The 26570-nt window shown below is 70.6% G+C and carries 26 protein-coding genes; 15 read left to right on the forward strand and 11 right to left on the reverse strand.

The features are described from left to right. Positions 1-108: 108 nt before the first annotated feature. The gene (locus ACWDRB_RS12860; protein ID WP_449893729.1) at positions 109-1257 is read left to right on the forward strand and encodes a hypothetical protein; all 1149 of its coding nucleotides are present in this window, start codon (positions 109-111) and stop codon (positions 1255-1257) included. Here the strand turns inward: ACWDRB_RS12860 and ACWDRB_RS12865 are convergent. Genes ACWDRB_RS12865 through mca form a run of 3 tightly spaced genes read right to left on the reverse strand, consistent with a single transcriptional unit; the run spans position 1240 to position 2620 of the window. Continuing rightward, positions 1240-1536, reverse strand: a complete 297-nt coding sequence (locus ACWDRB_RS12865) for a GNAT family N-acetyltransferase (protein ID WP_350725709.1) — start codon at positions 1534-1536, stop codon at positions 1240-1242. The two genes, ACWDRB_RS12860 and ACWDRB_RS12865, sit on opposite strands and share 18 nt — an antisense overlap. After that, on the reverse strand, positions 1537-1701 hold the full coding sequence (locus tag ACWDRB_RS12870) for a hypothetical protein (RefSeq protein ID WP_192788033.1): 165 nt from the start codon (positions 1699-1701) through the stop codon (positions 1537-1539). 34 nt (positions 1702-1735) lie between these two features. Further along, positions 1736-2620 (reverse strand): mycothiol conjugate amidase Mca, encoded by an 885-nt coding sequence (gene mca, locus ACWDRB_RS12875; RefSeq protein WP_350725707.1) that lies wholly within the window; start codon positions 2618-2620, stop codon positions 1736-1738. A gap of 135 nt (positions 2621-2755) precedes the next feature. Between mca and ACWDRB_RS12880 the strand changes: the two genes are divergently transcribed. The 11 genes from ACWDRB_RS12880 (at position 2756) to ACWDRB_RS12930 (ending at position 13405) form a co-directional block, all read left to right on the forward strand. Next, positions 2756-3175, forward strand: a complete 420-nt coding sequence (locus ACWDRB_RS12880; protein ID WP_355197352.1) for a DUF4307 domain-containing protein — start codon at positions 2756-2758, stop codon at positions 3173-3175. Positions 3176-3283: 108 nt separating this feature from the next. Continuing rightward, a complete protein-coding gene (greA, locus tag ACWDRB_RS12885; protein ID WP_148437100.1) occupies positions 3284-3784 on the forward strand; it encodes a transcription elongation factor GreA in 501 nt (166 codons plus the stop codon). Positions 3785-3906: 122 nt separating this feature from the next. Further along, positions 3907-5064 carry a C40 family peptidase gene (locus tag ACWDRB_RS12890; protein ID WP_449893391.1) on the forward strand — a complete coding sequence of 386 codons (1158 nt, stop codon included), beginning with the start codon at positions 3907-3909 and terminating at the stop codon, positions 5062-5064. 478 nt (positions 5065-5542) lie between these two features. After that, a complete protein-coding gene (locus ACWDRB_RS12895; RefSeq protein ID WP_449893394.1) occupies positions 5543-6064 on the forward strand; it encodes a hypothetical protein in 522 nt (173 codons plus the stop codon). Positions 6065-6312: 248 nt separating this feature from the next. Further along, complete coding sequence (locus ACWDRB_RS12900; RefSeq protein WP_449893396.1) at positions 6313-8106, forward strand: phosphoenolpyruvate carboxykinase (GTP); 1794 nt, start codon at positions 6313-6315, stop codon at positions 8104-8106. 149 nt (positions 8107-8255) lie between these two features. After that, positions 8256-9167: a TIGR04222 domain-containing membrane protein gene (locus tag ACWDRB_RS12905; RefSeq protein ID WP_449893398.1), complete on the forward strand. Its 912-nt coding sequence runs from the start codon at positions 8256-8258 to the stop codon at positions 9165-9167. A 1-nt stretch (position 9168) separates the two neighbouring features. Continuing rightward, positions 9169-10014 carry a DUF692 domain-containing protein gene (locus ACWDRB_RS12910; protein WP_449893400.1) on the forward strand — a complete coding sequence of 282 codons (846 nt, stop codon included), beginning with the start codon at positions 9169-9171 and terminating at the stop codon, positions 10012-10014. Continuing rightward, a complete protein-coding gene (locus tag ACWDRB_RS12915; RefSeq protein ID WP_449893402.1) occupies positions 10011-10442 on the forward strand; it encodes a hypothetical protein in 432 nt (143 codons plus the stop codon). The genes ACWDRB_RS12910 and ACWDRB_RS12915 overlap by 4 nt, the downstream gene beginning before the upstream one ends. A gap of 122 nt (positions 10443-10564) precedes the next feature. Beyond that, positions 10565-11065, forward strand: coding sequence for a hypothetical protein (locus ACWDRB_RS12920; protein ID WP_449893405.1), 501 nt, complete (start codon positions 10565-10567; stop codon positions 11063-11065). Positions 11066-11116: 51 nt separating this feature from the next. Next, on the forward strand, positions 11117-11878 hold the full coding sequence (locus tag ACWDRB_RS12925; RefSeq protein WP_350725689.1) for an isoprenyl transferase: 762 nt from the start codon (positions 11117-11119) through the stop codon (positions 11876-11878). Positions 11879-12136: 258 nt separating this feature from the next. Next, positions 12137-13405: a PhoH family protein gene (locus ACWDRB_RS12930; RefSeq protein WP_394496445.1), complete on the forward strand. Its 1269-nt coding sequence runs from the start codon at positions 12137-12139 to the stop codon at positions 13403-13405. Here ACWDRB_RS12930 and ACWDRB_RS12935 read toward each other — a convergent pair whose 3' ends face one another. Genes ACWDRB_RS12935 through ACWDRB_RS12945 form a run of 3 tightly spaced genes read right to left on the reverse strand, consistent with a single transcriptional unit; the run spans position 13406 to position 15986 of the window. After that, the gene (locus ACWDRB_RS12935; RefSeq protein WP_350725685.1) at positions 13406-13906 is read right to left on the reverse strand and encodes a hypothetical protein; all 501 of its coding nucleotides are present in this window, start codon (positions 13904-13906) and stop codon (positions 13406-13408) included. It abuts the gene before it with no gap. Further along, complete coding sequence (locus ACWDRB_RS12940) at positions 13903-15315, reverse strand: HAMP domain-containing sensor histidine kinase (protein WP_363970779.1); 1413 nt, start codon at positions 15313-15315, stop codon at positions 13903-13905. The genes ACWDRB_RS12935 and ACWDRB_RS12940 overlap by 4 nt, the downstream gene beginning before the upstream one ends. After that, complete coding sequence (locus ACWDRB_RS12945) at positions 15312-15986, reverse strand: response regulator (protein ID WP_449893408.1); 675 nt, start codon at positions 15984-15986, stop codon at positions 15312-15314. The genes ACWDRB_RS12940 and ACWDRB_RS12945 overlap by 4 nt, the downstream gene beginning before the upstream one ends. Before the next feature lie 347 nt (positions 15987-16333). Here ACWDRB_RS12945 and ACWDRB_RS12950 point away from each other — a divergent pair, with 347 nt between their 5' ends. Both ACWDRB_RS12950 and ACWDRB_RS12955 read left to right on the forward strand, forming a co-directional pair. After that, positions 16334-16972 carry an aggregation-promoting factor C-terminal-like domain-containing protein gene (locus ACWDRB_RS12950; RefSeq protein ID WP_449893410.1) on the forward strand — a complete coding sequence of 213 codons (639 nt, stop codon included), beginning with the start codon at positions 16334-16336 and terminating at the stop codon, positions 16970-16972. Positions 16973-17042: 70 nt separating this feature from the next. Continuing rightward, entirely contained in the window at positions 17043-19040 is a 1998-nt protein-coding gene (locus ACWDRB_RS12955; protein WP_449893412.1) for a glycosyltransferase family 2 protein, read from the forward strand. Here ACWDRB_RS12955 and ACWDRB_RS12960 read toward each other — a convergent pair. The 5 genes from ACWDRB_RS12960 to ACWDRB_RS12980 form a co-directional block, all read right to left on the reverse strand. Then, on the reverse strand, positions 19030-20175 hold the full coding sequence (locus ACWDRB_RS12960) for an alpha/beta hydrolase family protein (protein ID WP_449893414.1): 1146 nt from the start codon (positions 20173-20175) through the stop codon (positions 19030-19032). The genes ACWDRB_RS12955 and ACWDRB_RS12960 overlap by 11 nt on opposite strands. Then, positions 20175-21176 (reverse strand): alpha/beta fold hydrolase, encoded by a 1002-nt coding sequence (locus ACWDRB_RS12965; protein WP_449893416.1) that lies wholly within the window; start codon positions 21174-21176, stop codon positions 20175-20177. Before ACWDRB_RS12965 ends, ACWDRB_RS12960 begins: the two co-directional genes overlap by 1 nt. Further along, entirely contained in the window at positions 21173-22447 is a 1275-nt protein-coding gene (locus ACWDRB_RS12970) for an MFS transporter (protein WP_355197325.1), read from the reverse strand. Before ACWDRB_RS12970 ends, ACWDRB_RS12965 begins: the two co-directional genes overlap by 4 nt. A gap of 55 nt (positions 22448-22502) precedes the next feature. After that, a complete protein-coding gene (locus ACWDRB_RS12975) occupies positions 22503-24413 on the reverse strand; it encodes a helix-turn-helix domain-containing protein (protein WP_449893419.1) in 1911 nt (636 codons plus the stop codon). Between the two features lie 111 nt (positions 24414-24524). Further along, on the reverse strand, positions 24525-25277 hold the full coding sequence (locus tag ACWDRB_RS12980; RefSeq protein WP_350725667.1) for a 3-hydroxybutyrate dehydrogenase: 753 nt from the start codon (positions 25275-25277) through the stop codon (positions 24525-24527). Positions 25278-25513: 236 nt separating this feature from the next. On the opposite strand from ACWDRB_RS12980, the gene trpD reads away from it, so the two are divergent. Continuing rightward, positions 25514-26566, forward strand: a complete 1053-nt coding sequence (gene trpD, locus ACWDRB_RS12985) for an anthranilate phosphoribosyltransferase (RefSeq protein ID WP_350725665.1) — start codon at positions 25514-25516, stop codon at positions 26564-26566. Positions 26567-26570: the final 4 nt, after the last annotated feature.

A 26570-nucleotide genomic window follows, 5' to 3' on the forward strand; every position in this document is an offset into this window, starting at 1 on the left:
CCGCACGGCCCGCCCGCTGCTCCGGTGCTCGGAGGGGGCGCTCGCCGAACGAGAGCCGGGGGCGGCTGACTGGGGAGGCCGGGACGGGCTAGGTTACGGGGCGTGGATATGGACTTCGTCTGCGCACACGCCGGCCGCCCGGTCGGCGCCGTCACCCGCAGGGACGTGGCACGCGCCCTGCTGGCCGTTCCCTCAGGGGTGGCGCTGGTGGCGCTGCCCGACCTGCGGCGCGCGATGATGGCGGCGGGCAATCCGCTCTCCCGCCCGTTCTGGGAGTCCGCCAAGGCCACGCTCAGCTCGATCGAGGCGGGTGTCGCCACGGTCGGCGACGTGCAGCGCTGGGTCGAGTCCACCGGCACCGAGCCGATCCTCATGACGCCCAGCTACTTCGTCTGGCCGGAGGAGGACGAGCGCGGGCCCGTGGCGGTGGAGATGTTCGGCCGGCTGGTCGCGTACCTGGAGGAACGGGTCGAGGCCGGTGAGATCGACCCCGACGCGCTGGCGGAAGGCGATCGGGCGGCCCGCGGCGCGTACGAGGAGCTGCAGGAGCGCTGGCTCGGCACGCCGCTGGCCGACGGCAGGGTGCCCGGGTTCGCGGTGAGCGACGAGCTGGACGAGGAGTCGTTCGCGATCTGGGACGAGGAGGAGGCGTTCGCGCTGTCGGAGCTGCGGCGGATCGTCGCCGGCCTGCCCGCGCAGCCCGAGCTGCCCGCCGGCGAGCTGGACGCGGCGGCGGCGCGCCTGCGCACGCTCCTCACCCTGCCCGGCTACCCCGCCAACGTGCTGCGGGCCTGCGCCGGGTTCGAGGAAGGCCCAATGCCGGACGACGACGGTGAGCTGTGGCTGGCGGTGGCGGCGGGCATCGCGGGGCCGATCTCGGACCTGTCGGAGAGCGGGGACCTGCTGGAGGAGTTCGTCGACCTGGACGGGGAGCTCACCCTGGAGGACGCGACGCTGGCCAACCTCTGCGCGATCCAGCACGCCGACTGGCTGGCCGGGGTGGCGGCGCTGGCGAGGCTGGGCCCGGGGGTGCTGGCCTCGCCCGAGCGGATGGCGCGGCTCATCGCCGAGTCGGAGGACATCGACGTCGACGAGCAGGACGTCGACGATCTCAACGCGACCGAGAGCCTGTTCGGCTCGGTGGTGAGCCTGTGGGGCTATCTCGGCATCGTGGACAAGGACGAGGTGCTCACTCCGCTGGGCTGGTGGGGTCTGCCCAAGGCGCTGGAACGGGCCTGGTCACGCGCTGCCGAATGAGCTGTCGACCAGGTGCTGGAACTCGGGGTGACGCTTGATGTACTTCGCCACGTAGGGGCAGAGCGGCACGACGCGCAGGCCGGTGTCGGCGCTCGCCTGGAGCGCGAACGCGACCAGCCTGCTCGCCAGCCCCTGCCCCTCGTACGCGGGCAGGACCTCGGTGTGCGTGAAGACGATCTTGGTGGGCAGCAGGCGGTAGTCGGCGAACCCGGCGACCTTGCCGTCCACGAGCACCTCGAACCGGCTCTCCGTCGAGTTGTCGACAACTTCGATCGGCATCTACTCGGCCTTCTTGTCGTCCACGTCGCCCTCGTGGGGGACCTGGATCTTCGACATCTGCTTGTTCATCGACTTGACCAGGAAGTACAGGGCAAAGCCGAGGAAAGCCACGACGAGGAAGCCGAGCAGGCCCGGACTCACATCACCTGCTGCTAGAACGTTCACAGTTCCAGTCTGCCACTGGGGGAGCGTGGTCCCGTCAGTGGCAGGCGGGGGAGACGTCCTCGGCGTGGATGCCCGCGAACAGGTCGTCCTCCGGCAGCTCCGTGTCCACCAGCGAGCGCGCCAGGTGGTAGTCCTCGGTCGGCCAGATCTCCTGCTGCAGCTCGCGCGGGCAGACGAACCACCAGCTGTCGGGGTCGATCTGGGTGGCGTGGGCGATCAGGGCCTGGTCGCGGATCTCGAAGTAGTCGCCGCACGGCACCCGCGTGGTGACCGGCCACTTGGCCGGGCGGTCCTCCCAGCGGGAGATCCAGTCGGCGTACGGGGAGCCGAGGCCACGCTCGGTCATCGCCTCGTGCAGCGCCTCGAACCGCTCCTTGGTGAAGCCCATCTGGTAGTAGAGCTTCAGCGGCTGCCACGGGTCGCCCGTGCCCGGGTAGCGGTCGGGGTCGCCGGCGGCCTCGAAGGCCTCCACCGAGACCTTGTTGGTCATGATGTGGTCGGGGTGGGGGTAGCCGCCGTCGTCGTCGTACGTGATGATCACGTGCGGCCTGAACTCCCGCACGGCCGCCACCAGCGGCGCCGAGGCGTCCTCCAGCTTCTGCGTGGCGAAGGAGCCCTCGGGCAGCGCCTCGTCCTCGTTCTCCGGCAGCCCGGAGTCGACGAAGCCCATGAAACGCTGCTGCACGCCAAGGATCTCGCGGGCCCGGTCCATCTCGGCCTTGCGCACCGCGGCGATGTTCGCCACGATCTCGGGCCGATCCATCTTCGGATTGAGCACGGAGCCCCGCTCACCGCCCGTGAGCGTACAGACCAGCACTTCCACACCTTCGCGCACGTAACGCGCCATCGTGGCGGCGCCCTTGCTCGACTCGTCATCGGGGTGGGCGTGGACGGCCATCAGCCTCAGCGGTGCACTCACGGGCTCGATGTCTCCTCAGTAGGGACCGGTCACTCACCCAGAGAGGTTAGTTTCTGCTGGGCGGTCGCGAGGGCACACCCCCCGCGGGCGACAATTGTCTCGGATAACGCTCAGGGAGTGCAGGGAGATTCCGCCATGGCGACCAGAGATGTCGAGAACCAACCAGTTCTCGGCACACCCGACGACTTCCCCGACCGCCCCAAACGAGGCGGGCGGCTGGTCGTCCACGTCGTGATCGGCGTGCTGGTGGCCATCATCGCGGGTGGCTGGGGTTACGTGATGTGGTCGATGACGGCGGGCGGTTCGGAGGCGCCGTCGCAGGTGGTGACGTTCAACGTCGTCAGCGCGAATCGCGCGGAGATCACCTTTGAGGTGTACAAGCCAGACGATAGGGTGGCTGTCTGCCGGATCAGGGCGCTGGACGTCTATCACGCGGAAGTGGGCAGCAAGGAAGTAAGAATCCCGGCTGGCGGGGGTAGTAAGCAGATCAAGGAAAGCCTCGACACCAGTGGTGAGGCCACTTCCGTCCACATCCAGTACTGCAATCTCGTATAGTGAGACGTTTGGGGAAGCGGTGGAGCGGTTGACTTGTTAGCCTTTCGCAATTCAACCACACGTAACCTCAAGTGATCTCAGGGCCCCCTAGGCAAGCAAGGAGAACCCGTGGCCGACTCTCGCGATGAGAACGTCACATGGCTGACGCAGGAGGCGTACGACCGCCTGAAGGCGGAGTACGAATATCTCTCTGGCCCCGGGCGCGTCGACATCGCCAAGAAGATCGAAGCCGCCCGCGAAGAGGGCGACCTGCGTGAGAACGGTGGCTACCACGCCGCCAAGGACGAGCAGGGCAAGATGGAAGCCCGGATCTTCCACCTCCGGCAGATCCTCGACAACGCCCAGGTGGGAGAGGCCCCCAAGGCCGAGGGCGTGGTGGGCCCCGGCATGACCGTGACCATCCGCTTCGTCGGCGACGACGACGAGGTCACCTTCCTGCTCGCCTCCCGCGAAGAGAGCGGAGCGCCGATCGACGTCTACTCGCCGAAGTCCCCGCTGGGGGCGGCGATCAACGGCAAGAAGATCGGGGAGAAGGCGACCTACTCCATGCCCAACGGCCGCCAGAACACGGTCGAGATCCTTGAGGCAGTGCCGTACATCGGCAACTGACACCCCCGCAGGACGACCGCCGGGCCCACGCTGGCCCGGCGGATTTTTCGCGTGCGTCAGGGATCCGGCAGGATCTCAGCTTCCTGGTCAACTCTCGTAAGCGGAGCAACACGTACAAGCTGGTGCCGTTCATCGTGGTGGCGCTGGTCGCGGTGCTGACCGCCGACGTGCTGCTGCTCGCGCGATCCGGGCAGGACGTCGGTCCCGTACGCGCGCAGGCCACGCTCAAGCAGACGCCGCTGGCGCAGCGCCGGCCGCAACAGCAGCAGGGGCAGCAGCAACCGCCACCAGTCACCACCGTCCAGCCGGTGGAGCCGCTGAAGAAGCTGCACAAGCCCAACCTGTTCGTGCTGACCAGCAAGCCGTTCACCAACGAGCTGTTACGGAAGGTGGCCAAGCTGCGCGGGGTGCGGGCCCTGGAGCTGGCCGACGCGGCGTCCGTCATGCTCGACGACAAGCGGGTGCAGACGCTGGCGGTCAATCCGTCCACGTTCCGCTCGTACACGCCCAAGGTGACCGCTTCGTCCGACGCGCTCTGGCAGAACGTCGCGGCGGGTGACGTGGCGGTCTCGTTCGTGCTCGGCAACGACGGCGGGCTCGCGCTGCACCGGCGCGTGGCGAGCCCGGCCGGGACGCTGCGGATCGGCGCGTACGCCACCACCGGGTTCGGCGCGGTGGACGCCGTCGTGTCCAAGAACGTGGGGCGGACCTTAGGACTCCCGCGCGACAACGCCCTCATCGTGAGCGCCCCCGACACCAACTCCGAGACGCTGCGCAGGGCCATCCTCAAGCGGCTGCCCAAGGGCACGCAGGTGGCCATGGTCAACCCGGTCCTCCCGCAGCCGCAGACCCCGACCCGTACCTGGCCTTCCGGGTCGTTCATGACGGGCGAGCAGATCACCGTGGCGCTGAAGGCCGCCGCCTCCAAGCTCGGCCGGCCGTACGTGTGGGGCGCCGAGGGGCCAGACACCTTCGACTGCTCCGGCCTGGTCCAGTGGGCCTTCGCCCAGGCGGGGGTACGGATGCCCCGGGTGACGCACCAGCAGTGGGTGACCGGGCCGCAGGTTCCGCTGTCGCAGGCGCAGCCGGGCGATCTGATCTTCTGGCGCCTTGACCCGACCAATCCCGACTACATCTCCCATGTAGCGATTTATTGGGGTAACGGGAAGATGATCCAGGCGCCGCGCACCGGTGATGTCGTCAAGATCTCGCCCGTGCACACCCGCAACCTGGCAGGCGTCGTCCGCGTAAGCCCAGTCGCCGCCGCCAAGGTCCGCTAACCCCGCCCCTCCCCCGACCAGCCCGGCTCCGGCCAGCCCGCCCCCGTCCCTGACCAGCCCGGCCCCGACCAGCCCGGCCCCGGCCGCCCGGCGCCGCACGCCGCCGACGCGCGCACGGCGTCGCACCACGTGAGGCCGCGCCACGATGCTGCGGGCGGGTGGTGGCATGACGCGCTCGGCCAGCGACCGACGGGCCCGCCCCGGTGCGCGCACCCGTGCCGCGCCGCGCCGTGCATCCCTAGGCCCACCCGCGAGGCCCGCAAGACGACGGTCCGCCCGCGTCGTGCCCCCGCCCCCGCGCCTGTCGCTCTATGGGTGGGTGGGGTGCGCATGATCAGGCCCCCGTGAGCACCTCGCGGCGTAGCCCTTCCGGGGCGAGTGGGGCGGGGGGTGGGCATGAGGGGGGAGGGGGCGGTGGGGTGCGTAAACGCGGTCCCGGAGGCGTGCATTTCGCGTGCAACTGTGTAATGGTGATTACATGGCAACAGACGACGACACCGCGCAGATTCACGGCTGGTTCACCGGACGGCTGCCCGAGGGCTGGTTCACCGGTGCGCCCGAGATCGTCAGGGACCGCGAGGAGATCGCGGTGCTCGGCACCCTCCCCGACCCCCCGGACGACGTGCCGGAGGCCGAGCGGGCCGCTCTGGTCGAAGGGCTGGCCAGGAGGTTCAGGGAGGAGACGCGCGAGCGGCGGATCGAGATCGCCCGGGAGGCCGAGCGCAAGTTCCGGCAGAAGGTGTCCTGGGGGGTGGTCTGCGGCGGCGAGACTGTGATGTTCACCACACTCTCCGTGCCCGTGATGACCCGGCTGCGTCAGACGGAGCGGCAGGTTCTGGACACGCTCGTGGCCGCGGGAGTGGCCAGGAGTCGCAGCGACGCGCTCGCCTGGTGCGTACGTCTGGTCGGCAGGCACACTGACACATGGCTCGCCGACCTGCGGGACGCGCTCCAGCACGTCGACCGCGTTCGCTCCGAGGGACCCGACGTCAATTCCTGAGACCACGCAGCGGAAACGGGCGCGGAAATGGACTAAACCACTGAGGAAATTGGTTTAGACCATCGGAATTGGACTGGACCACTGCATGTTAATTCTCTTTTAAATCTGCTCGGGCTGGGTAGGCTCCACCAATCGTCAGGGCCGCTGCCTGCGGCGACGGTCAAGCCAACAGGTCTATGCCAATTGGCTTTCATGCCGCTTCGTCGTTAATGATGACTGGGCCCTGAGACAGTGGAGGAGTCGCAGTCGTGTCCGTTTCCGTGGAAGTGCCCGCACCGACCAGCAATGGCGAATTGGCCGCGTGGGTGAACGAGATCGCCGCCCTGACCCAGCCAGACCGGATCGAGTGGTGCGACGGGTCCGAAGAGGAGTGGACGCGCCTGACCAACCTGCTCGTGGATCAGGGGACGTTCACGCGACTCGCCGCCCGGCCCAACAGCTTCTACGCCAAGTCCGACCCCAGCGACGTGGCCAGGGTCGAGGACCGTACCTTCATCTGCTCCGAGCGCGAGGAGGACGCGGGCCCGACCAACAACTGGATCGCGCCCGACGAGATGCGCCGGACGTTCCGGCAGCTCTTCAAGGGCTCCATGCGCGGCCGGACGATGTACGTCGTGCCGTTCTGCATGGGCCCGCTCGGCGGCGAGATCTCGCAGCTCGGCGTCGAGATCACCGACTCTCCGTACGTCGCCGTCTCCATGCGGATCATGACCAGGATGGGGGACAGGGCGCTCCGCCTGATCGAGCAGAGGGGCGAGTTCGTCAAGGCGGTCCACTCCGTCGGGGCGCCGCTGGAGCACGGCCAGCAGGACGTGCCCTGGCCGTGCAGCTCGACGAAGTACATCAGCCACTTCCCCGAGACCCGCGAGATCTGGTCGTACGGGTCCGGCTACGGCGGCAACGCCCTGCTCGGCAAGAAGTGCTACGCCCTGCGCATCGCCAGCGCCATGGCCCGCGACGAGGGCTGGATGGCCGAGCACATGCTGATCCTCAAGCTCACGCCGCCGTCCGGCGAGACCCGCTACGTCGCGGCCGCCTTCCCGAGCGCCTGCGGCAAGACCAACCTCGCCATGCTCCAGCCCACGATCCCGGGCTGGAAGGTCGAGACGATCGGCGACGACATCGCCTGGATGCGCTTCGGCGACGACGGCCGCCTCTACGCGATCAACCCGGAGGCCGGCTTCTTCGGCGTCGCGCCCGGCACCGGCCAGGTGACCAACGCCAACGCGGTCAAGACGCTCTGGGGCAACAGCATCTTCACCAACGTCGCGCTCACCGACGACGGCGACGTGTGGTGGGAGGGGCTGACCGAGGAGCCGCCGGCGCACCTGACCGACTGGAAGGGCCGTTCCTGGACGCCCGGCGGCGACGAGCCGGCCGCCCACCCGAACGCCCGCTTCACCACTCCCGCCGCCCAGTGTCCGACCATCGCACCCGAATGGCAGGACCCCAAGGGTGTGCCCATCTCAGCGATCTTGTTCGGCGGTCGCCGCGCCACCGCCGTGCCTCTGGTCACAGAGTCGCTGAGCTGGGAGCACGGCGTCTTCCTCGGAGCCAACGTCGCCTCCGAGAAGACCGCCGCGGCCGAGGGCAAGGTCGGCGAGCTGCGCCACGACCCGTTCGCCATGCTGCCGTTCTGCGGCTACAACATGGGCGACTACTTCGACCACTGGCTGGAGATCGGCCGCCGCAAGGGCGCCAAGCTGCCGCGGATCTACTACGTCAACTGGTTCCGCAAGAACGCCGAGGGCAAGTTCATCTGGCCGGGCTTCGGCGAGAACAGCCGCGTGCTCAAGTGGATCGTCGACCGGCTCAACGGCGAGGCCAAGGCCGTGCCGACGGCGATCGGCCTGCTGCCGGCCGACCTCGACACCAAGGGCCTGGACCTGACCGAGGAGGACCTGCGCACGCTCCTGTCGGTCGACAAGGAAGTGTGGCGCGAGGAGGCGTCGCTGATCCCGGCCCACTTCGACAAGTTCGGCTCGCATCTGCCGAAGGAGCTGTGGGACGAGTACAACGCCCTGCTGGACCGCCTCGGCTGATCCCCTCGTGCGGTACGGCGGCTCCGTCCGACCCGACGGAGCCGCCGACGAAATTCGAATAATCTAAATGAGCAGAACGAAACCTTTACCGCTGCCTTACGCGTCCTTCCGATAACCAGCCTTATTCGGCTGTACGGAGGGAGGCCTAAATGGACCTGTTCCTGCTGATCCTTTCGGTGGCTCTGGCCGCGACTGCCTTAACCACCGCCTCCGCATTCAAACGCGAGCGCGCCGTCCCGACGACGTCCCGTACTCGCGCCATGGGCCGGAAACTGAGCCACTACGAGATCGCCTATCTGGCGGGCGGCCCGGAGCAGGTGGCCGGCACGGCCATCGCTCTCCTGACCGGCTCGGGAGATCTGCGCGTGGCACGCGGGGGGCACGTGCACAGCGTCCACGCGCGGTCGGTGTCGCGGGACCCCGTCGAGCAGGTGGTGCTGGCCACCGTCGCCGACCGTTCCGGGCTCCCGGCGTCCGCGCTCAAGACCGAGGTGCGCAGGAGCCTGGCGATGGACGAGCTCAAGCGCCACCTCACGGACGCCGGCCTGGTCCTGCCCGGCGACCGCGCCAGGCGGCTCGACCGGCTGGCCGCCGGCCTTCAGGTGGTGTCGGCGCTGGCCTTCGCGGGGGTCGTGGCGGCCGTGGTCACCGTGCTCACCGAGGGCACGAAGCCGCTCCTGGCGTTCTCGCTGATCGCCCTGGCGATCACCGGCGCCGGCGCGGCCGCCGTGATCGCCAACCGCCGGAAGTCCCGTCGGCACAAGCTGACCGCCCACGGGGTGGAGCGGCTCGGCAACGCCAGGAAGACGCACCCGCTGGGCTCGGGCGGCGGGCGGGTGCACACCGCGCTGTACGGTCCGGGCGCGCAGGTGAAGGCCGACCTGCGCGCGGCCAGGGCGGCCCGCCGGCCCAGGCGGCGGGCGACGTACGGTGGCGGATACAGCGGATACAGCGGATCCAGTGGATGCAGTAGCAGTGGAGGAGGCTGCGGCGGCGGCTCGTCGAGCTGCGGTGGCGCGAGCGGCTGCGGCGGCGGCGGTTGCGGGGGAGGAGGGAGCTGACATGGCCGAGCCGGGAGCACGGCAGCGTACCGGGGTCGAGCTGGGGGTGGGGATCGGCTGGCGGGCCGAGCTGGACCTGTCCATCGAGCGGATGCCCGGCGTCGACTTCCTCGAGGTCGTCGCCGAGAACCTCAAGCCCGCCGACCTCCCCGAGTCGTTACGCGTGCTGCGCGCCAGGGGGCTGCCGGTGGTCCCGCACGGGGTGTCGCTCGGCGTCGGCGGCGCCGAGCCGCCCTCCCCGGCCCGGCTCGCCCACCTGGCCGCCTGCGCGGAGGCGCTGGACGCGCCGCTGGTCAGCGAGCATCTGGCGTTCGTACGGGGCGGCGGCATCGAGGCCGGGCACCTGCTGCCCGTGCCGCGCACCCGCGAATCCCTGCGGGTCATCACCGCGAACGTGCGCAGGGCCCAGGACGCGCTGCCGGTGCCGCTCGCCCTGGAGAACGTCGCCGCCATCTTCGGCTGGCCGGACGACGAGCTGACCGAGGCCCAGTTCCTCGCCGAACTGGTCGAGCGCACCGGGGTCGGGCTGCTGATCGACGTGGCCAACCTTTACACCAATCAGTTCAACCTGGGGTTGTCGGCCACGGACGCGCTCGACGCGCTGCCGCTGGAGCACCTCGCGTACGTCCACGTGGCCGGCGGGTACGAGCACCACGGCATCTGGCACGACACGCACACCACCTCCGCGCCGGAGGCGGTGCTCGACCTGCTCACGGAGCTGTGCGCCCGCGCCACCCCGCCGGGAGTGCTGCTGGAGTGGGACGACGAGTACCCGAGCGACGCCGCCCTGGGGAACGAGCTGGCCAGGATCCGCACGGCGATGTCCGCGGCCGGGGAGCCCGGATGACGGACCGGCGCCGCTCCCCGGCCCCCGAAGCCCCGGCCGCGGTGACGGCTGACGTCCCCTCGGCGGTGGCGGGCGCCGAGGGGCTGGGGGCGGCGCGGCGGCGGCTGGCCGAGGCGCAGGGGCAGGTCGTGGCGGCGCTCGTCGCCGGCGCGGAGCTGCCCCAGGGGTTCGACCCGGAGCGGATGCGGGTGCAGGCGTCGAGCCTGGTCGCCAAGCGGCGCGGCATCGTGGCCAGGATCCGGCCCGACGCCGCCGCCGCGGCCGGCTCCGACCTGCCCGCGGAGTTCGCCGCCTACGCGCGGTCCCGCAGCGCGCCGCCGCCCAACTACCGCACCGACGCGGACGACTTCGCCGCCTGGCTGCGCGAGCGCGGCCGCATGCCCGATCCGCCGCCCAAACCCCGCTGGTGGTCGCGATTCCTGCCCTGAGCGTGGCCGCAACCGGCCAGGGTTGGATCAGGGATAGCCGGTTTAGCAGGCATTCGTCCGGAAACCGTCAGAGAATGGGGGGATTGCGTTGTGTCGACGGCTCTTATCTGACCGTCACGCCAGTGGCATGCAAGGACAGCATCGGCACGCCGTACGAGGTCACCCTCGAACTGCGTCGCGACGGCACGCCGTACGGGAGCGTCGGGGAGCGGTGCGGCTGGCTGCTCGCGCGCCTGGCACGCGGCGTGGACGAGGCCCGGCAGGGACGCGGAGCGGCCAGGCGGTGGACCGACCCCGACGACAGGTTCCCTGACGAGGACCCGGACAGCGAGCTGTTCTCCTTCCGCTACCGCACCAGAGCGGGCCTGGTGGGCGGTGGGGAGCTGCGCTGCCAGCTCAGGACCATCCCCGTGTGGCAGGCCACCGAGGGCGAGTGGCGGTTGACCAGAAGGGCGTACGTGGAGGCGTGGGGCTCGACGGGCGTGGGCATGCGGGCGGTGCTGACGTCGTCGGAGCTGTCGGTGTTCGTCCGGAGCCTCGTGGATGAGGCGGAAGGATGTCTGGAAGGTAGAGATCTGGCGAGGAATCCGCTAGACGGAGCAGGCACGGGCGATTCGCGGTGATAATTGCCTGTTGGGTCATGCGACCGAAGGCAACCGCTGGGGAGGCACTCCGTGGGCCTGCGCGATCTGGTCTACCGGCTGTATGAGCACAGGCTGGAGTCCAAGCTGTCGAAGGACATCATCCCCCGGCACGTCGGGGTGATCATCGACGGCAACCGCCGCTGGGCACGCGCGATGGGCATGCGTGACGTCGCCAGCGGCCACCGCAAGGGCGCGGACAAGATCTCGGAGCTGCTCAACTGGTGCCGTGAGACGGGCGTCGAGGTCGTCACCGTCTGGATGCTGTCCAATGACAACCTCAACCGGCCGAAGGAGGAGCTGGAGCCGCTGCTGCGCATCATCGAGGACGTGACGCAGGAGCTGGTGGACGAGGGCTGGCGGATCAGCCCGGTCGGCGCGCTGGATCTGCTGCCGGACCGGACGGCGAATGTCCTGAAAAACGCAAAGGAAGCATCATCACACCGTCCAGGCCTGATTGTGAACGTTGCAGTTGGGTATGGAGGAAGGCGTGAGATTGCCGATGCGGTGCGCTCACTCCTCCAGGAGCAAGCGAGCAAAGGGGCAAGCATCGAGGACCTCGTCGAGGTTCTCGATGTGGAGCACATCGCGGAGCATCTCTACACTCGCGGCCAACCCGACCCGGATCTTCTCATCCGGACCTCGGGCGAGCAGCGCCTGTCCGGCTTCATGCTCTGGCAGAGCGCTCACTCTGAGTTCTACTTCCACGAGGCCTACTGGCCTGACTTCCGCAGGGTGGATTTCCTGCGGGCGCTGCGCGACTACGCTGCGAGACACCGACGTTACGGTTCATGACGCGACAACGGGGCATTCAGAACGTAACGTAGTAAATGTCCGACCGCAGGCCGGACATTTCGGAGAGGGCCCGCCTTTGCACCAAGATCTGCCGAGGGGGGCCGGTACCCGGCGCCGACGGCAGCTCGCGGTCGGGGATGTGGGACCGGTCCGAATCCCGCCTCGTCTGCAGGGCGCTCGCGCTTATGGGCGCCCGGGGGAGAACGTGTGGCAGTGTCCTCGAGCAACCCTACTCACCTGTCGGCCAAGCGCACGTATGTGCTGGACACGTCGGTCCTGCTGGCCGACCCGGCGGCAATGACACGCTTCGCCGAGCACGACGTGGTTCTTCCGATCGTGGTCATCACCGAGCTGGAGGGGAAGCGCCATCATCCCGAGCTCGGCTACTTCGCCAGGAAGGCCCTGCGCTACCTCGACGACCTGCGCATCCAGTACGGCAGGCTCGATGAGGCGATGCCCACGGGGGACGGCACGATCAGGGTTGAGCTCAATCACAGCGATCCGTCGATTCTGCCCGTCGGGTTCCGCCTGGGCGACAACGACACCCGCATCCTGACCGTGGCCCGCTCGCTGGCCGCCGAGGGCTGCGACGTGGTCCTGGTGTCCAAGGACCTGCCGCTGCGGGTCAAGGCGGCCTCGATCGGCCTGGCGGCCGAGGAATACCGCGCCGAGCTCGTACACGAGTCGGGCTGGACGGGGATGGCCGAGGTCCAGGTGACCGCGGAGGACGTCGAGGTGCTCTTCGACCAGGGCAGCGCCGACCTCGAGGAGGCCAGGGACCTACCGGCGCACACCGGCCTGCGGCTGCTGTCGGCCAAGGGCTCGGCGCTCGGCAGGGTGCAGCCGGACAAGTCGGTGAAGCTCGTACGCGGCGACCGCGAGGTGTTCGGCCTGCACGGCCGCTCCGCCGAGCAGCGCATCGCGCTCGACCTGCTGATGGACCCGGAGATCGGCATCGTCTCGCTGGGCGGCCGGGCCGGCACCGGCAAGTCGGCGCTCGCGCTCTGCGCGGGCCTGGAGGCGGTCCTGGAGCGCCGCCAGCACCGCAAGGTGGTCGTCTTCCGCCCCCTGTACGCCGTGGGCGGCCAGGAGCTCGGCTACCTGCCGGGCACCGAGGGCGAGAAGATGGGCCCGTGGGCGCAGGCGGTCTACGACACGCTCGGCGCGATCACCTCGCCCGAGGTGATCGAGGAGGTGCTCGACAGGGGCATGCTGGAGGTGCTCCCGCTGACGCACATCCGAGGCCGGTCGCTGCACGACGCGTTCGTGATCGTGGACGAGGCCCAGTCGCTGGAGCGCGGGGTGCTGCTGACCGTGCTGAGCCGGATCGGCGCCAACTCGCGGGTCGTGCTCACCCACGACGTGGCCCAGCGCGACAACCTCCGCGTCGGCCGGCACGACGGCGTGGTCGCGGTGGTGGAGAAGCTGAAGGGCCACCCGCTCTTCGCGCACGTCACGCTGACCAGGTCGGAGCGCTCTCCGATCGCGGCGCTGGTGACGGAGATGCTCGAGGACATCACGATGTGATCACTTGAGCTCGCCGCAGGTGTGCTGCCCCTCCGACTTGGAGGGGCGGTTCACGTTCTCCCGGACGATCTTCACCATCTCGTACGCCGCGTCCTGCTGGGCCGTGCAGACGATCTGCGCCATGCCGAGCCTGGTGAGCGTGCCGTCGCCCCTGACGTAGACGGTCAGCGTCGAGGTGCGGGGCAGCTGGACCTCGTCGCGCTGCACGGGGTTCAGCGAGTCCTTGATCCCCAGGTACGTGAACCCGCGCAGCGCGGTGTCCCGGCCGCCGTCCAGAGGTTGCGAGGAGGCCGCGAAGAGCGCGCCGAGCAGGCTGGCGACGGTGTCGTTCTCGACGTCGGCCGCCTCCAGGGCGAGCTTGCCGTTCCTGATCAGGAAGATCGTCTTGGACGGCGGCGGGATCTTGATGGTGGGCGCGTTTCCCCGGTCCTGGACGTCCGTGGGCGAGATGCCGCAGGCCGTCAGGGCGAGCAGGAGAGCGAGGACCAGAGCGCGGGTCATGAGTGCGGTAGCCAGACCGTGAAGAGCGTGCCGGGATTCTGCAGGCGTACGGAGATCGTGCCGCCGTGGAGGTGGACGTTGGCCCTGGCGATCGCGAGGCCGAGTCCGCTGCCCTGGCTGCGGGCCCGGCCCGCGCCGGCCTTGAAGAAGCGGTCGAAGACGTGCGCCAGCGCCTCGCGCGGGATGCCCTTGCCGTGGTCGCGCACCTTCACCTCCAGGCCGTTCTCCGTGCCTCTGGCGCTCACCATGACGGGTCGCTGCCCGTGCTTGAGCGCGTTGCCGACCAGGTTGGCCACGATGACGTCGAACCTCCTCGGGTCGAGGTTCACCGTCAAGCCCTGGGACGCCTTCACCTCCACCTGATCGGTCCAGCCGCGCACCTCCAGGCAGTCGGCGATGGCGTCGGCCACGTTCACCGGCTCGACGTTGAGCGTGGCCGTGCCCGCGTCGAAGCGGCTGATCTCGATGAGGTGCTCGACCAGCTCGCGCAGGCGCTCGATCTCCCTGAGGACCAGCCGGACGGCCTCCGCCGGCGCATCCGGCAGCCGGCCCGCCTCCTCGGAGAGCATGTCGGCCACGGCGGTCATGGCGGTCAGGGGCGTGCGCAGCTCGTGCGAGACGTCCGCCACGAACCTGCGTGACATGGCCTCCAGCGAGCGCAGCTCGGACACGCTCAGCTCCAGTGCCGCGGCCGCGTCGTTGAACCTGGAGGTCAGCTCGGCCAGCTCGTCCTGCCCGTGGACGGGCAGGCGCGTGTCCAGCCTGCCCTGGCCGAGCGCCTGCGCGGCCGCGCTCAGCCGCCTGACCGGCAGCAGCACCTGCCTGGCCGACAGCAGCGCCACGACCAGCGCGATCAGCACGATGGCGGCGCCGGCCTGGGCGAGCGTGGCCCTGAGCGTGTTGAGCTGGTTCTCGTCGCCCCGCATCGGGAAGAACGCGAACGCGCGCAGCCCGGTGGCCTGGGGAGCGCCGTCGACGTCGCGGTAGACCTCGGCGCCGACGATGAGCCAGAGCTGGTTGCGGATGACCTTGCGCTGGGTGACCACGCTCTGCTTGGCCCGGCCGTAGAGCTCGTTGGGCACGTCGCTCAGGGTCATGGGCCCCTCGGTGGAGACCAACGTGCCGTACTCGACGATCACGCTGCGGCCCGGCCCGCTCAGCGCGGCGGCGACCCGGTCCAGCTCCTTGATGGTCGGCGCGGCCTCGCCGGGCGCGAGCTTGCCGATGGGGAACGTGATGCTGCCCAGCTCTCTGATCACGAGGTCGAGAGAGGTGTTCTCCTCGCGGGTCACCAGGGCCGTCTTGGCCAGCTCGAAGCCGATGGTGGCGACCAGCAGCGAGGCGGTGACGGCGACGAGGGTGAACGTGATGACGAGGCGGGCGCGCAGTCCCGTGGGCAGGGGGATCACGGAGGGCTGAAGCGGTAGCCGAACCCGCGCACCGTGTGGATGAACACGGGCTCGGCCGGCCTCGGCTCGATCTTGGCCCGGATCCGCTGCACGCAGGCGTCCACCAGCCGCGAGTCGGCGATGTGCGTGTGGTCCCAGACCTCGCGCAGCAGGTAGCGGCGGTTGAGCACCTGGCCCGGGTGCCGTACGAGCTCCAGCAGCAGCCGCAGCTCGGTCGGCGTCAGGTGGATCTCCTTGTTGGCCAGCATGACCTTGAGCGCGCCCCGGTCGATCACGAGGTCGCCGAAGGTGATGCGATCGGAGGCGGCGGACTCGGCCCTGCGCAGGATGGCGCGGATGCGCGCGTCCAGGACCCGGGGCTCGACCGGCTTGACCACGTAGTCGTCCGCGCCGGCCTCCAGCCCGACCACCACGTCCAGGTCGTCGCCGCGGGCCGTGAGCAGGATGACGGGGAGCTGGTCGAGCTTGCGTACGCGGCGGCAGACCTCGATCCCGTCGATCCCGGGGAGCATCACGTCGAGGATCGCGATCTCCGGGCGGCGGGCCCTGATGTGCTCGAGTGCCTCCTCGCCCGTCGCGTACGAGGTGACGGAATGCCCCTGACGGGTCAGCGCCAGCTCGAGAGCCGTACGCACCGAGGGGTCGTCTTCAACCAGGAGGATGCCTGCCACGCACAAATTATTATTCCATGTCCCGAATGCCCGAACTAAGTCACCAAACTGTGACGTGTCACAGATGGGACACGGAAGTGGTCGAGGCAGCCTGGAAGCGGCCCCCTTCGGTTTGCGGGCGTCCGAGGGCGAGCCGTCCTTTGTGTGAGCAATATCACACTATTTCGGAAACGCCACGGTTACCAGCAAGTTAGCCAACGGGGTCCCAAGCGATTCCCGCGTTTCGGTTGCGAACCACCCCCCAGTACAGGGCAAGCTCATGGTTCGTGAGCCCTGGTCCGCAGTTGAGTGAGCGCCCGCCGAAGGAAGACCTTCCCCCGGCGCGCCGGCCCAAGAAGCGCCTGAGCGTGAAAGCGGTGGTGATCACCACCGTCTCGCTGGTGGTCGTGGTCGGCGGTGGCGGTTTCGTCGCCTACCGCGCCATGGAGAACGCCAAGAGGCCGGCCGTCACGCCCTTCACGCCCGAGCAGCTGGGCGCCATCGCGAGCGGCAGCTTCTACACGCCCGACCCCCAGAACGACGCGCTCAAGAACGCCGCCGAGCAGGCGTACAAGGCGGACAAGCTCAAGGACGGCCGGGCCTCCGCGGGCAAGAACCCCGAGATCGACTGGGTGGTGCCGAAGAAGGCGCCGGGCGGTGACGGGTTCCCCTCCATGAACTTCCCGCCGGGCAGCATCCCCTCGCCGGGCAGCAGCAAGGCCACCGCCAAGACCATGCTCGCCTCCATGGGCTGGGGCGACGACCAGTGGGGTTGCCTGGAGCGGCTCTGGCAGAAGGAGAGCGGCTGGAACTCGCGGGCGATGAACCGCTACTCAGGCGCGTACGGCATCCCGCAGTCCCTTCCCGGCAGCAAGATGGCCAGCGCGGGCGCCGACTGGCAGACCAACCCCGCGACCCAGATCAAGTGGGGCCTCGGCTACATCAAGGGCCGCTACGGCACGCCCTGTGGCGCCTGGGGACACTCGCAGTCGGTGGGTTGGTATTAGAGGGTCAACTTTCCCTCTTTAATCGGCAAGCCGCCGCGCCCGAACGTGCATGCGGGCCCACTCTGGCCGCATGGGTGTCAAGGTCAGCGTGATCGTCAATGTCCACAATCCGGGGGCCACCGCCGACGCGTGCATCCGCTCCGCCCTGGAGCAGACGATGCCCCCGGACGCGTACGAAGTGATCTTCGTGGACGACGGCTCCACGGACGGGATCGGCGAACGCCTCGACACCATCGCCACGACCCGTGACAACGTGAGCGTCCTGCACCTGCCGCACACCGGGACGCCCATGCGCGGCCGCAACGTGGGCCTGGCGGCCGCCGCCGGCGACTACGTCTACTTCCTCGACCAGGGCGACCGCCTGGAGAAGGACGCGGTCGCCCGCATGCACGAGCGCGCCGTGGAGACCGACGCCGACGTGCTGGTCGGCCGCCTGATCCGCGACTTCGGGCCGCCGATGGCCGCCTTCGAGCGCGGCACGGCCCGCGCCGACATCCTGCGCGACCGCCTCCTCCAGCTGCTCGTGCCGCAGCAGCTCTACCGCCGCGCCTTCCTGGAGGAGCACGAGCTGGGGTTCACCGTGCCCGGCGGCAGGATGGCCGAGCAGGCGTTCGTGATGCGGGCCTACCTGCACGCCAAGGTCATCGCCGTGCTGGCCGAGCACGTCTGCTGCCACCTCGGCGACCGGCTCGGGGCCGAGGACGAGCCGCGGGCCATGGTCAAGGAGCTCGACGCGCTGCTCACCGACATCGAGACCTGCGTGGGCGAGGGCCGCCAGCGCGACCGCATGCAGGCCCACTGGTTCCGATACGCCGTCCTGCGCCCGCTGCTGACCGCCAGGTTCGCCGACTCGTCGGTGGACCGGGGCCTGCACTTCCGGGTGGTGCAGGAGCTGGTCGAGGAGCGGTTCCCGGAGCGGCTCGACCGCTACCTGCCCGTGCAGCTGCGCGTGGTGGCCGCGTACGTGCGCATGGGGCGCCTGGACCAGATCGTGCTCCTGTCGAACTCCTCCAAGCGCGCCGGGCTCCGCGCCGACCTGACCGAGATGCGCTGGGACGCCCACGTACTGGTGCTCGCGCTGACCGTGGAGGTCCTGGCGGGCGACGGCACGCCCGACAGGTACCGGGAGGACGGCGAGCGCCTGCACTGGATCCCGCCGCGCTCGCTGGAGACCAAGGCCCTGGACGAGAGCGTCACCGACGTCACCGAGGCGGTCGAGCGGGCCCGCGTCGAGCTGTACGTGCGCCACGCCGAGACGGGAGTGATCCACTTCCTGCCCCTGACCCAGCATGTGGAGCGCGTCCAGGACGGCCGCCGCCGGATGCGCGTGCAGATCAGGGGCGAGGCCCAGCTGGACGTGACCGCCGCCGCGGTCGGCGAGCCGCTCAGGCCGGGCCAGTGGGAGGTGCACGTCCGCATGTTCGGCGGCGCCAACCAGGCCAGGAGCCGGGTCGGCAGCTCGGCGGGCCCGCTCAACTGCCTGGGCGTGCTGGCCCAGCGGCCCAGGACGCGCCTGGTGGTGCCGTGCTGGACCGACCACGGCGATCTGGGCCTGGCGGTCGAGCCGCGCTCGTTCTCCGAGTCGATCGCCCTGGTGTCGCGCGGGGTGGAGGTCAAGCGGCTCGACGGGCACGCGTACGTCGTGCTGCCGGTGCCGTACGTGCCGCCGAGCGGGGGACCCCCGCTGGAGCTGGTGCTGCGCAGCACCGGGCGGCGCGGCCGCGAGGTGTGCGCGCCCGCCCTGGTCGAGGCCGGGGTGCCGGGCCGGCTCGCGGGACAGCTCGTGGCCAAGGTGCCGGTCAAGCGGATGATGCCGCCACCCGACCAGCTCGGCCCCGGCGCCTGGCTGACGTCGCTGCGCACGGCGGAGGAGGAGATCGGGCTCAGGTTCGCGCTGGAGGTGCGCAGGGGCAAGATCCTGGTACGGCCCGCCGCCGCGGTCGATCCGGGGCGGCGCTCGCCCATGGGCAGGGACACCGTCCTGCACCGCATCGGCAGGCGGCTGCCCGGCGCGCGTCACATGGTGCGCCTGGCGCGCGCGGGCAGGCACCGCTACCTCAAGGACTGACCCAGCCCTCCAGCTCCTCGAAGGCGCTCCTGAAGGCCGGCAGCATGGGCTTGAGGCGGTCGGGGTAGACGTCCACCAGGCTGTCCAGGTGGTTGCCGCCTTCGACGCGGTAGTAGCGGAACGGCCGGTGCGGGCCTACCATCTTCGCGTAGACGTCGGAGTCGCGGGAGATCGGCAGCAGCGTGTCGAGCGTCCCGTGGATCGTGATCAGCGGCTTGGTGATCCGGCCGGTCAGCGCGATCTTCGCCACGGCCGCGTACGGCTTGCGCCGGTCGTAGTCGTAGTCCGCCGCCGCGCCCTGGTAGGACGGGTCCAGCTCCTTCTGGTAGAGCTGCTGGGTGAGCTCCCAGTAGTACTGCCGGTGGAACGGCCACAGGAACTCCGAGCCCGCCGCGAACCCGGCCGCCCGCACCCCGGCCTCGTCCGGGTACGCCTTCAGCGCGGGCGGCAGGAAGTTCAGCAGGTTGTCGCCCTTGACCCGCCAGAGCGTGCCCTCCCAGTCCACGCCGCCGTCGTAGAGCCAGCCGCGGTTCTCCAGCTGCCATCTGACCAGGTAGCCGCCGTTGGAGATGCCCGCCACGAACGTGCGCTGGGGCTTCTTGCCGTACCGCTGCCTGACGACGGCCTTGGCGGCCACCGTGAGCTGGGTGACCCGGTGGTTCCACTCGGCGATGGCGTCGCCGGGATCGCGGCCGTCCTCGTGGAAGTTCACGCCGACGTTGCCCTTGTCGGTGGCGGCGAAGGCGTAGCCCTTGGCCAGCACCCAGTCGGAGATCGTGTAGTCGTTGGCGTACTGCTCCCTGTTGCCGGGGGTGCCGCCGACGACCAGGCCGCCGTTCCAGCGCTCGGGGAGCCTGATCACGAACTGGGAGTCGTGGTTCCAGCCGTGGGTGGCATTGGTGGTGGAGGTATCGGGGAAGTAGCCGTCGATCTGGATGCCGGGCACGCCCGTCGGGTTGACCGTGGCGGCCGAGTGCAGCCCGGCCCAGTCGGCCGGGTCGGTGTGGCCGGTCTTCGCGGTGCCCGCCGTGGTCAGGTCGTCCAGCGTGGCCACCACGGCCTGCTCCGCACCCGGCACCGTGAGCTGCGGGGCAGGGGTGAGCAGGCTCGCGACCAGGGTGAGCGCGACTAACATCACGACCCCCCGAGATGGGCGGTCAGCAGGCGCTGGAACTCCTCGGGGTGCTCCAGGTGCGGGCTGTGGCCGCAGTCGTCGACGACGGCCTCGCGGTACGGGCCGTAGCGCTCCAGCACGGCCCTGGTCTGGGCCACCATGGGCTGGGCCGGGGTGCCGGGGGAGCCGGGCACGACGCCGAGCGCGCCCAGGTGGGCCAGGTCGAAGAACGACGTGTCGGAGACGATCACGTCGTCGGCGCCCCTGATCCACAGGACGGGCGGCTTGGGGTCGATCTCGTGGAGGTCGTCCAGGCGGAAGTGGGTGGGGGCGATGGCGTTGAGGATGCCGAGCTTGCCGGGGGCCACGCCGGGCCACTGCTCCGAGGCGGCGGCGTCGCCCGGGTAGTTGGCCTCGCCCACGCGGGTGGTGAGCATCGAGCGTACGTAGAAGTCCTCGTCGGCGATCTCGGGATGCTTGACGTACGAGGAGCGGAAGACGCTGCGCGGCGACGTGGGGGATTCGTCCGACATGTCGCCTGCCTTGAGCCGGGCCACGAAGTCGGGGTTGGCGGCGCCGGCACCCGCTCCCGTGCCGTCGGGGTGCGTGAGTCGGCCGTCCGGGCCCTCCGTGCCGCCGAAGCCGTACGGGGAGATCGGGTTGACCAGGGTGACGCTCCTGACGACGGCCGGCCGGTCGCGCAGGAGCTGCAGCACGATGCCGCCGCCCAGGCTCCAGCCGACCAGGTGCACCCCGTCCAGGCCTAGCGCCTCGACCAGCTCGATCAGGTCGTCGGACCAGTCGCGCAGGCCCCTCGTGGCGTCCACGGGCGCGGGGTCGCTGTCACCGAACCCGCGCAGGTCGACCGCGAGCGGGCGGTAGCCGCCGGGCAGCGCCGCCATGCTGTCGCGCCAGAAGGCGGCCGAGGAGACGTTCCCGTGCACGAACAGCACCGGCTCGCCGGTGTCCCTGCCCTCGACGGTCAGGACGTTCTGGGTGAGTCTGGGCGTGGTGACCTTCATCGCGCGTGGATCCTTTCGGCCAGGTCGCTGCCCTGGGTCTCGCGGGCGGCGTAGACCGCGCCCAGCGTGAGCAGCGCCGCCAGACCAAGGTAGACCGAGATGGGCAGGCTGCTCGAGTACGACTTCAGCAGCGCGACCGCGATGATCGGGGCCAGCGCGCCGGCCACGATCGCCGACAGCTGCGCGCCGATGGAGACGCCGGTGTAGCGCATCCTCGTGCCGAAGAGCTCGGAGAAGAAGGCCGCCTGCGGGCCGTACATCATGCCGTGGAAGAGCAGGCCGACGGTGATGGCGAGGGTGATCACCAGGAAGTTGCCGGTGTCCACGAGCGGGAAGAACGCGAAGATCCACACCCCGATGCCGGCGGCGCCCGCCAGGTAGATCGGGCGGCGGCCGATCCGGTCCGACAGCGCGCCCCACATGGGGATCGTGACGAAGTGGATGGCCGAGGCGATCAGCACCGCGCTCAGCACGGTGGAGTTCTCGATCTTGACTGACTTGGCGTACGTGATGACGAAGACGGTGAGCAGGTAGAAGGAGATGTTCTCCGCGAGGCGCGCGCCGATCGCGGTGAGCACGTCCTTCCAGTGGTGCCGCAGCACGCCCACGATGGGCGGCGCCTTCTCCGGCGGCGCCTCCTGGAACACCGGCGACTCGGTGATCGTCAGGCGGATCCAGAGGCCGATCAGCACCAGCACGCCCGACAGCAGGAACGGCACCCGCCAGCCCCACGCCAGGAACGCCTCGTCCGACTGCCAGGCGGCCAGGGCCGCCAGCACGCCGGTGGCCAGCAGGTTGCCGCCGGGAGCGCCGGCCTGCGGCCAGGAGGCCCAGAAGCCGCGGCGGGCCGTGTCGCCGTGCTCGGAGACGATCAGCACCGCGCCGCCCCACTCGCCGCCGAGCGCGAAGCCCTGCACGAGCCGGAGCGAGGTCAGCAGCAGCGCCGCGGACGGGCCCAGGGTCTCGTACGTCGGCAGGCAGCCGATCAGGAACGTGGCCGCGCCCATCGTCAGCAGGCTGACGACCAGCAGCGTCTTGCGGCCGATCCGGTCGCCGAAGTGGCCGAAGACCAGGCCGCCGAGCGGACGGGCGACGAATCCGACGGCGTAGGTGAGGAACGCCAGCAGCGTGCCGGTGAGCGGGTCGGACTCGGGGAAGAAGAGCTTGTTGAAGACGAGGGCGGCTGCCGAGCCGTACAGGAAGAAGTCGTACCACTCGATGGTGGTGCCGATCAGGCTCGCGGCGACGATCTTCTTGATGGAAGTGGCCATGCCGGTCACGGTAAGGAGTGACCGGCGTCACTTATATGGGGCCAGGGCCCACAGTCTATGGGGTGGATGTGTGGCCGAGCCGGTGCAGGCGGAGCGCGAGCTGGATCTCGAGCGCGCGTTCCGGCTCCAGCCAGCCGTCGCCGAGCAGCTTGCCGATCCGGTCGAGCCGCTGCGTGACGGTGTTGACGTGGATGTGCATGGCCTCGGCCGTACGGGAGGGCGAGCCGCCCGAGCCGAAGTAGGCGGCCAGCGTGTCGGCCAGCGCGGTGCCCCTGCGGGCGTCGTAGTCGATCACGGCGCCGAGCACCCGCCCGACGAAGCCGCGCACGTCACGGCCGTCGCCCACGAGCAGCCCGACGAACCCCAGCTCGGCCGCGCTCGCGCCGTCACCCGCCCGTCCGAGCGCGATCAGCGCCTCGGCGCACCTGCGTGCCTCCTGGTAGGCCACCGCTACGTCGCCCGCCACGTCGCCCACCACGGCACCCGCTCCGGGCTCGCCGCCGCCCGGCGGCCGGGCCGGCGCACCGGGGAGGCAGACTTTCGACGCGCCCGCCGTGGCGGGCACCTGCAGCGACGCGCTCAGCTCGGCGGCGACGCGCTGCGCGATGCCGCCCGCGTTGGCCCCCGGCAGCAGCAGCACCACCTCGCCCGCCCGGCCGGCCGCGAGCCCGCGCCGCAGCGTGGCCTGCGACGAGGCCCAGAACGCGGCCCGTTCCCGCTGGCCCTCATGCCGCACCACGACCACGACGTGCGGCGCCGAGAGATCGACACCCAGCCGCCGGGCCCGGTCGGCCAGGCCGGGGGAGCCGGGCCGCGAGATCAGGTCGTCGAGCAGCTCGCCCCTGACCCGGCCCTCGGCCTCCGCCACGCTCCGGCGGAACAGCAGCAGCAGCGCGCACACCAGCGCCGCCCGCTCCAGGATGCGCCCGTCGGCGTCGTCGCTGCGCAGGATCAGCGTGCACAGCGGCTCCCCGCCGACGTCCACCGACGCGATCAGCAGGTCGCCCCGCCGCACGGTACGCCCCAGCGCCCTGGACGCCTGCGCCGACTCGAACACCCCGGCGTCCAGCTCGCCCACGTCACCCGTGAGCGGCCGCCCCAGATCGTCCAGCACGGCCAGTGAGCCGCCGAGCACGTCGGTCACCACGGCCGCCACGTCCTCGATCCCGCCACCGCGCAGCACCAGCGAGGTCATCCGGTCGTGGGCCAGCGCGGCCCGCTCCACGGCCTCCCCGTGCGCCCTGGCGGTCCTGTGGGCCTGGGAGAGCTCCTCCAGCGCGTTCCTGGTCTCCTGCAGCAGTCTGGCGTTGTCGATCGCGACGGCGGCGTGCGCGGCCAGGCTGGCCAGCAGCGACACCTCCTCCTGGTGGAACGGCCGCGCGCTGCGGTTGGCCGCCATCAGCACGCCGATCACCCGCTGCCCCAGCCGCAGCGGCACGCCCAGGATCGCGACCAGGCCCTCCTCCGTGACGGCCTCGTCGATGTGGTGCTTGTGACGGAACCTGGCGTCGGCGAAGTAGTCGGCCGTCGAGTACGGGGTGGCCGTCTGCGCGACCAGGCCGCCCAGCCCCGCCCCCATGGCCAGCCGCAACGCCCTGAACTTGGCCGAGATCGACCCGTCGGTGACCCGCATGTACGTGTCGCCCTGCTCGGGGTCGTGCAGCGTCATGTACGCGACGTCGGTGGCCAGCAGCTGCCTGGCCCGGTGCACGATGGCCTCCAGCACGGCGTCGAGGTCGCGCAGCGCGGCCAGGTCGCCGGCCGTGTCGTAGAGGGCCGACAGCTCGGCCTCGCGCCTGGCGCGCCGCTTGAGCAGGTCACGCACCTTGAGCGCCTCGACCTTGGCCTGCTCCAGCTCCTCGATCGTGGCCGGGTCCGCGCCCCGCGCCCTGGCCTCGATGATCGGCCCCTCGAACTCGACCGCCGACGCCTCCCGCGCGAGCAACTCCAGGAACTGCGTGCTCATGGCCTCACTCCGTTCGGCGGGCTCGGTCGCCTTGGAGCCGTCGCCTTCCCTCGTCGCTCTGGTCGCTTCGCTCCCGCCGCTCCTCAGTCCAGGCGACGGCGCTCCCTCGCACTAGTGCGCCGTCCAGCCGCCGTCCATGGGAAGGGAGACGCCGGTGATGAACGACCCGGCGGGGCCGCAGAGGTAGGCGACCAGCTCGGCCACCTCCTCGGGCTCGATCAGCCGCTTGATCGCGGCGGGCTGCAGCATGATGTTCTCGACGACCTCGTCCGGCTCGATGCCGTGCACTTTAGCCTGGTCGGCGATCTGCGCCTCGACCAGCCCCGTCCGTACGTAGGCGGGGCAGACGCAGGTGGAGGTGACCCCGTGCGGCGCCCCTTCGAGCGCGACGACCTTGGAGAAGCCCTCCAGCCCGTGCTTGGCCGTCGTGTACGCCGACTTGAACGGCGAGGCACGCAGCCCGTGCACGGACGAGATGTTCACGAACCGCCCCCAGCCCCTGGCGTACATGCCGGGCAGCACCTGCCGGGCGATCAGGAACGGCGCCTCGACCATCACCCGCAGGATCGCCGAGAACACCTCGGGCGGGAAGTCCTCGATCGGCGAGACGTGCTGGAACCCGGCGTTGTTCACCACGATGTCGACCGGCTCGTCAGGCAGCGCCGCCACGAACCCGGGATCGCTCAGATCGGCCACCACCGCCACCCCGCCGATCTCGGCGGCGACCTTCTCGGCGGGCTCGGCCCGCAGGTCGACGACCAGTACTTTCGCCCCGTCGGCGGCCAGGCGCCGGGCGCAGGCCGCCCCGATGCCGCCCCCCGCCCCCGTCACAAGCGCGGTCCGCCCCGTCAGCTCCTTCGCCATACCCCGAACCCTAGGCGGTGGCCGCGCCCCGACGCATGGGTGCCGGCGACATAGATCCGCTCCGCCCTATGTGGATCACGGCGTCTGCTATCTTGAACGCATGACCGCGTATTCGTCCCAGTGGTGGCCCGCCTCCTAGGCGGACCTCCCAGCGCATACGCACCGGCCGCCTCGACGAGGCGGCCGATCGCATGTCATACGCGCCCCCGTCGAGCACTGACGAAAGGGCGCTCACCATGACCACCACCTGGCCAGCACTGCTCTCCACGCTGCTCGACGGCAGGTCACTCACCTCGCTCCAGGCCAAGTGGGCCATGGAGCAGATCATCGGCGAGACGGCCACGGACGCCCAGATCGCCGCGTTCGCGATCGCGCTCCGGGCCAAGGGCGAGAGCGTGGCCGAGGTGTCCGGGCTGGCCGACGGCATGCTCCTGAAATCGGCCGCGATCAGGGTCTCCGGCGACCCCGTGGACCTGGTCGGCACCGGCGGCGACCGCGCCCACACCGTGAACATCTCCACCATGGCCGCCATCGTCGCCGCCGCCGCGGGCGTCAAGGTCGTCAAGCACGGCGGCCGGGCCGCTTCCTCGCTGGCGGGCGCGGCGGACGTGCTGGAGGAGCTGGGCGTGGTCATCGACCTGCCGCCGGCCGCGGTGGTCAGGGTCGCGGACGAGGTCGGCATCACGTTCTGCTTCGCGCCCGCGTTCAACTCCGGGCTGAGACGCACCGCCGGGCCGCGCCGCGAGCTGGGCGTGCCCACGGTCTTCAACTTCCTGGGCCCGCTCACCAACCCGGCCCTGCCGGCCGCCCAGGCGGTCGGCGTCTTCCACCAGGGGATGGCGCCGGTCATCGCGGGCGTGCTGGCCCAGCGCGGCTGCTCCTCGCTGGTCTTCAGGGGCGACGACGGGCTCGACGAGCTCACCACCACGGGCCCCTCCACGATCTGGGTCGTACGCCGGGGCACGGTCACGCCCACCGCCTTCGACCCGGCCGACCTGTCGATCCCGCGGTCGCGCCAGGACGACCTGCGCGGCGGCGACGCCCGGCACAACGCGGCCGTGGCACGGGCCGTGCTCGCGGGCGAGCGGGGCCCGGTGCGGGACGTCGTCCTGCTCAACGCGGCCGCCGCCGTGGTGGCCGCCGAGGGCACGCCGCCCGCACCCGACCTCACGCCCGCCCTGGGCATGGCCTACAAGCGGGCCGCGGAGGCGGTCGACTCCGGCGCCGCGCTGTCCCTGCTCACCCTGTGGGCGCACGCCACGCAGGCCCAGGCGTCAGCGGGTCACTGAGGCC

It is taken from the genome of Nonomuraea sp. NPDC003707, assembly GCF_053587055.1.

What these genes read in the sequence shown, in the direction of transcription:
- ACWDRB_RS12860 (WP_449893729.1), top strand. Translation starts at nt 109, where the DNA reads ATGGACTTCGTCTGCGCACACGCCGGCCGCCCGGTCGGCGCCGTCACC.
- ACWDRB_RS12865 (WP_350725709.1), bottom strand. Translation starts at nt 1,536, where the DNA reads ATGCCGATCGAAGTTGTCGACAACTCGACGGAGAGCCGGTTCGAGGTG.
- ACWDRB_RS12880 (WP_355197352.1), top strand. Translation starts at nt 2,756, where the DNA reads ATGGCGACCAGAGATGTCGAGAACCAACCAGTTCTCGGCACACCCGAC.
- ACWDRB_RS12895 (WP_449893394.1), top strand. Translation starts at nt 5,543, where the DNA reads ATGGCAACAGACGACGACACCGCGCAGATTCACGGCTGGTTCACCGGA.
- ACWDRB_RS12905 (WP_449893398.1), top strand. Translation starts at nt 8,256, where the DNA reads ATGGACCTGTTCCTGCTGATCCTTTCGGTGGCTCTGGCCGCGACTGCC.
- ACWDRB_RS12910 (WP_449893400.1), top strand. Translation starts at nt 9,169, where the DNA reads ATGGCCGAGCCGGGAGCACGGCAGCGTACCGGGGTCGAGCTGGGGGTG.
- ACWDRB_RS12915 (WP_449893402.1), top strand. Translation starts at nt 10,011, where the DNA reads ATGACGGACCGGCGCCGCTCCCCGGCCCCCGAAGCCCCGGCCGCGGTG.
- ACWDRB_RS12935 (WP_350725685.1), bottom strand. Translation starts at nt 13,906, where the DNA reads ATGACCCGCGCTCTGGTCCTCGCTCTCCTGCTCGCCCTGACGGCCTGC.
- ACWDRB_RS12955 (WP_449893412.1), top strand. Translation starts at nt 17,043, where the DNA reads ATGGGTGTCAAGGTCAGCGTGATCGTCAATGTCCACAATCCGGGGGCC.
- ACWDRB_RS12960 (WP_449893414.1), bottom strand. Translation starts at nt 20,175, where the DNA reads ATGTTAGTCGCGCTCACCCTGGTCGCGAGCCTGCTCACCCCTGCCCCG.
- ACWDRB_RS12965 (WP_449893416.1), bottom strand. Translation starts at nt 21,176, where the DNA reads ATGAAGGTCACCACGCCCAGACTCACCCAGAACGTCCTGACCGTCGAG.
- ACWDRB_RS12970 (WP_355197325.1), bottom strand. Translation starts at nt 22,447, where the DNA reads ATGGCCACTTCCATCAAGAAGATCGTCGCCGCGAGCCTGATCGGCACC.
- ACWDRB_RS12975 (WP_449893419.1), bottom strand. Translation starts at nt 24,413, where the DNA reads ATGAGCACGCAGTTCCTGGAGTTGCTCGCGCGGGAGGCGTCGGCGGTC.
- ACWDRB_RS12980 (WP_350725667.1), bottom strand. Translation starts at nt 25,277, where the DNA reads ATGGCGAAGGAGCTGACGGGGCGGACCGCGCTTGTGACGGGGGCGGGG.
- trpD (WP_350725665.1), top strand. Translation starts at nt 25,514, where the DNA reads ATGACCACCACCTGGCCAGCACTGCTCTCCACGCTGCTCGACGGCAGG.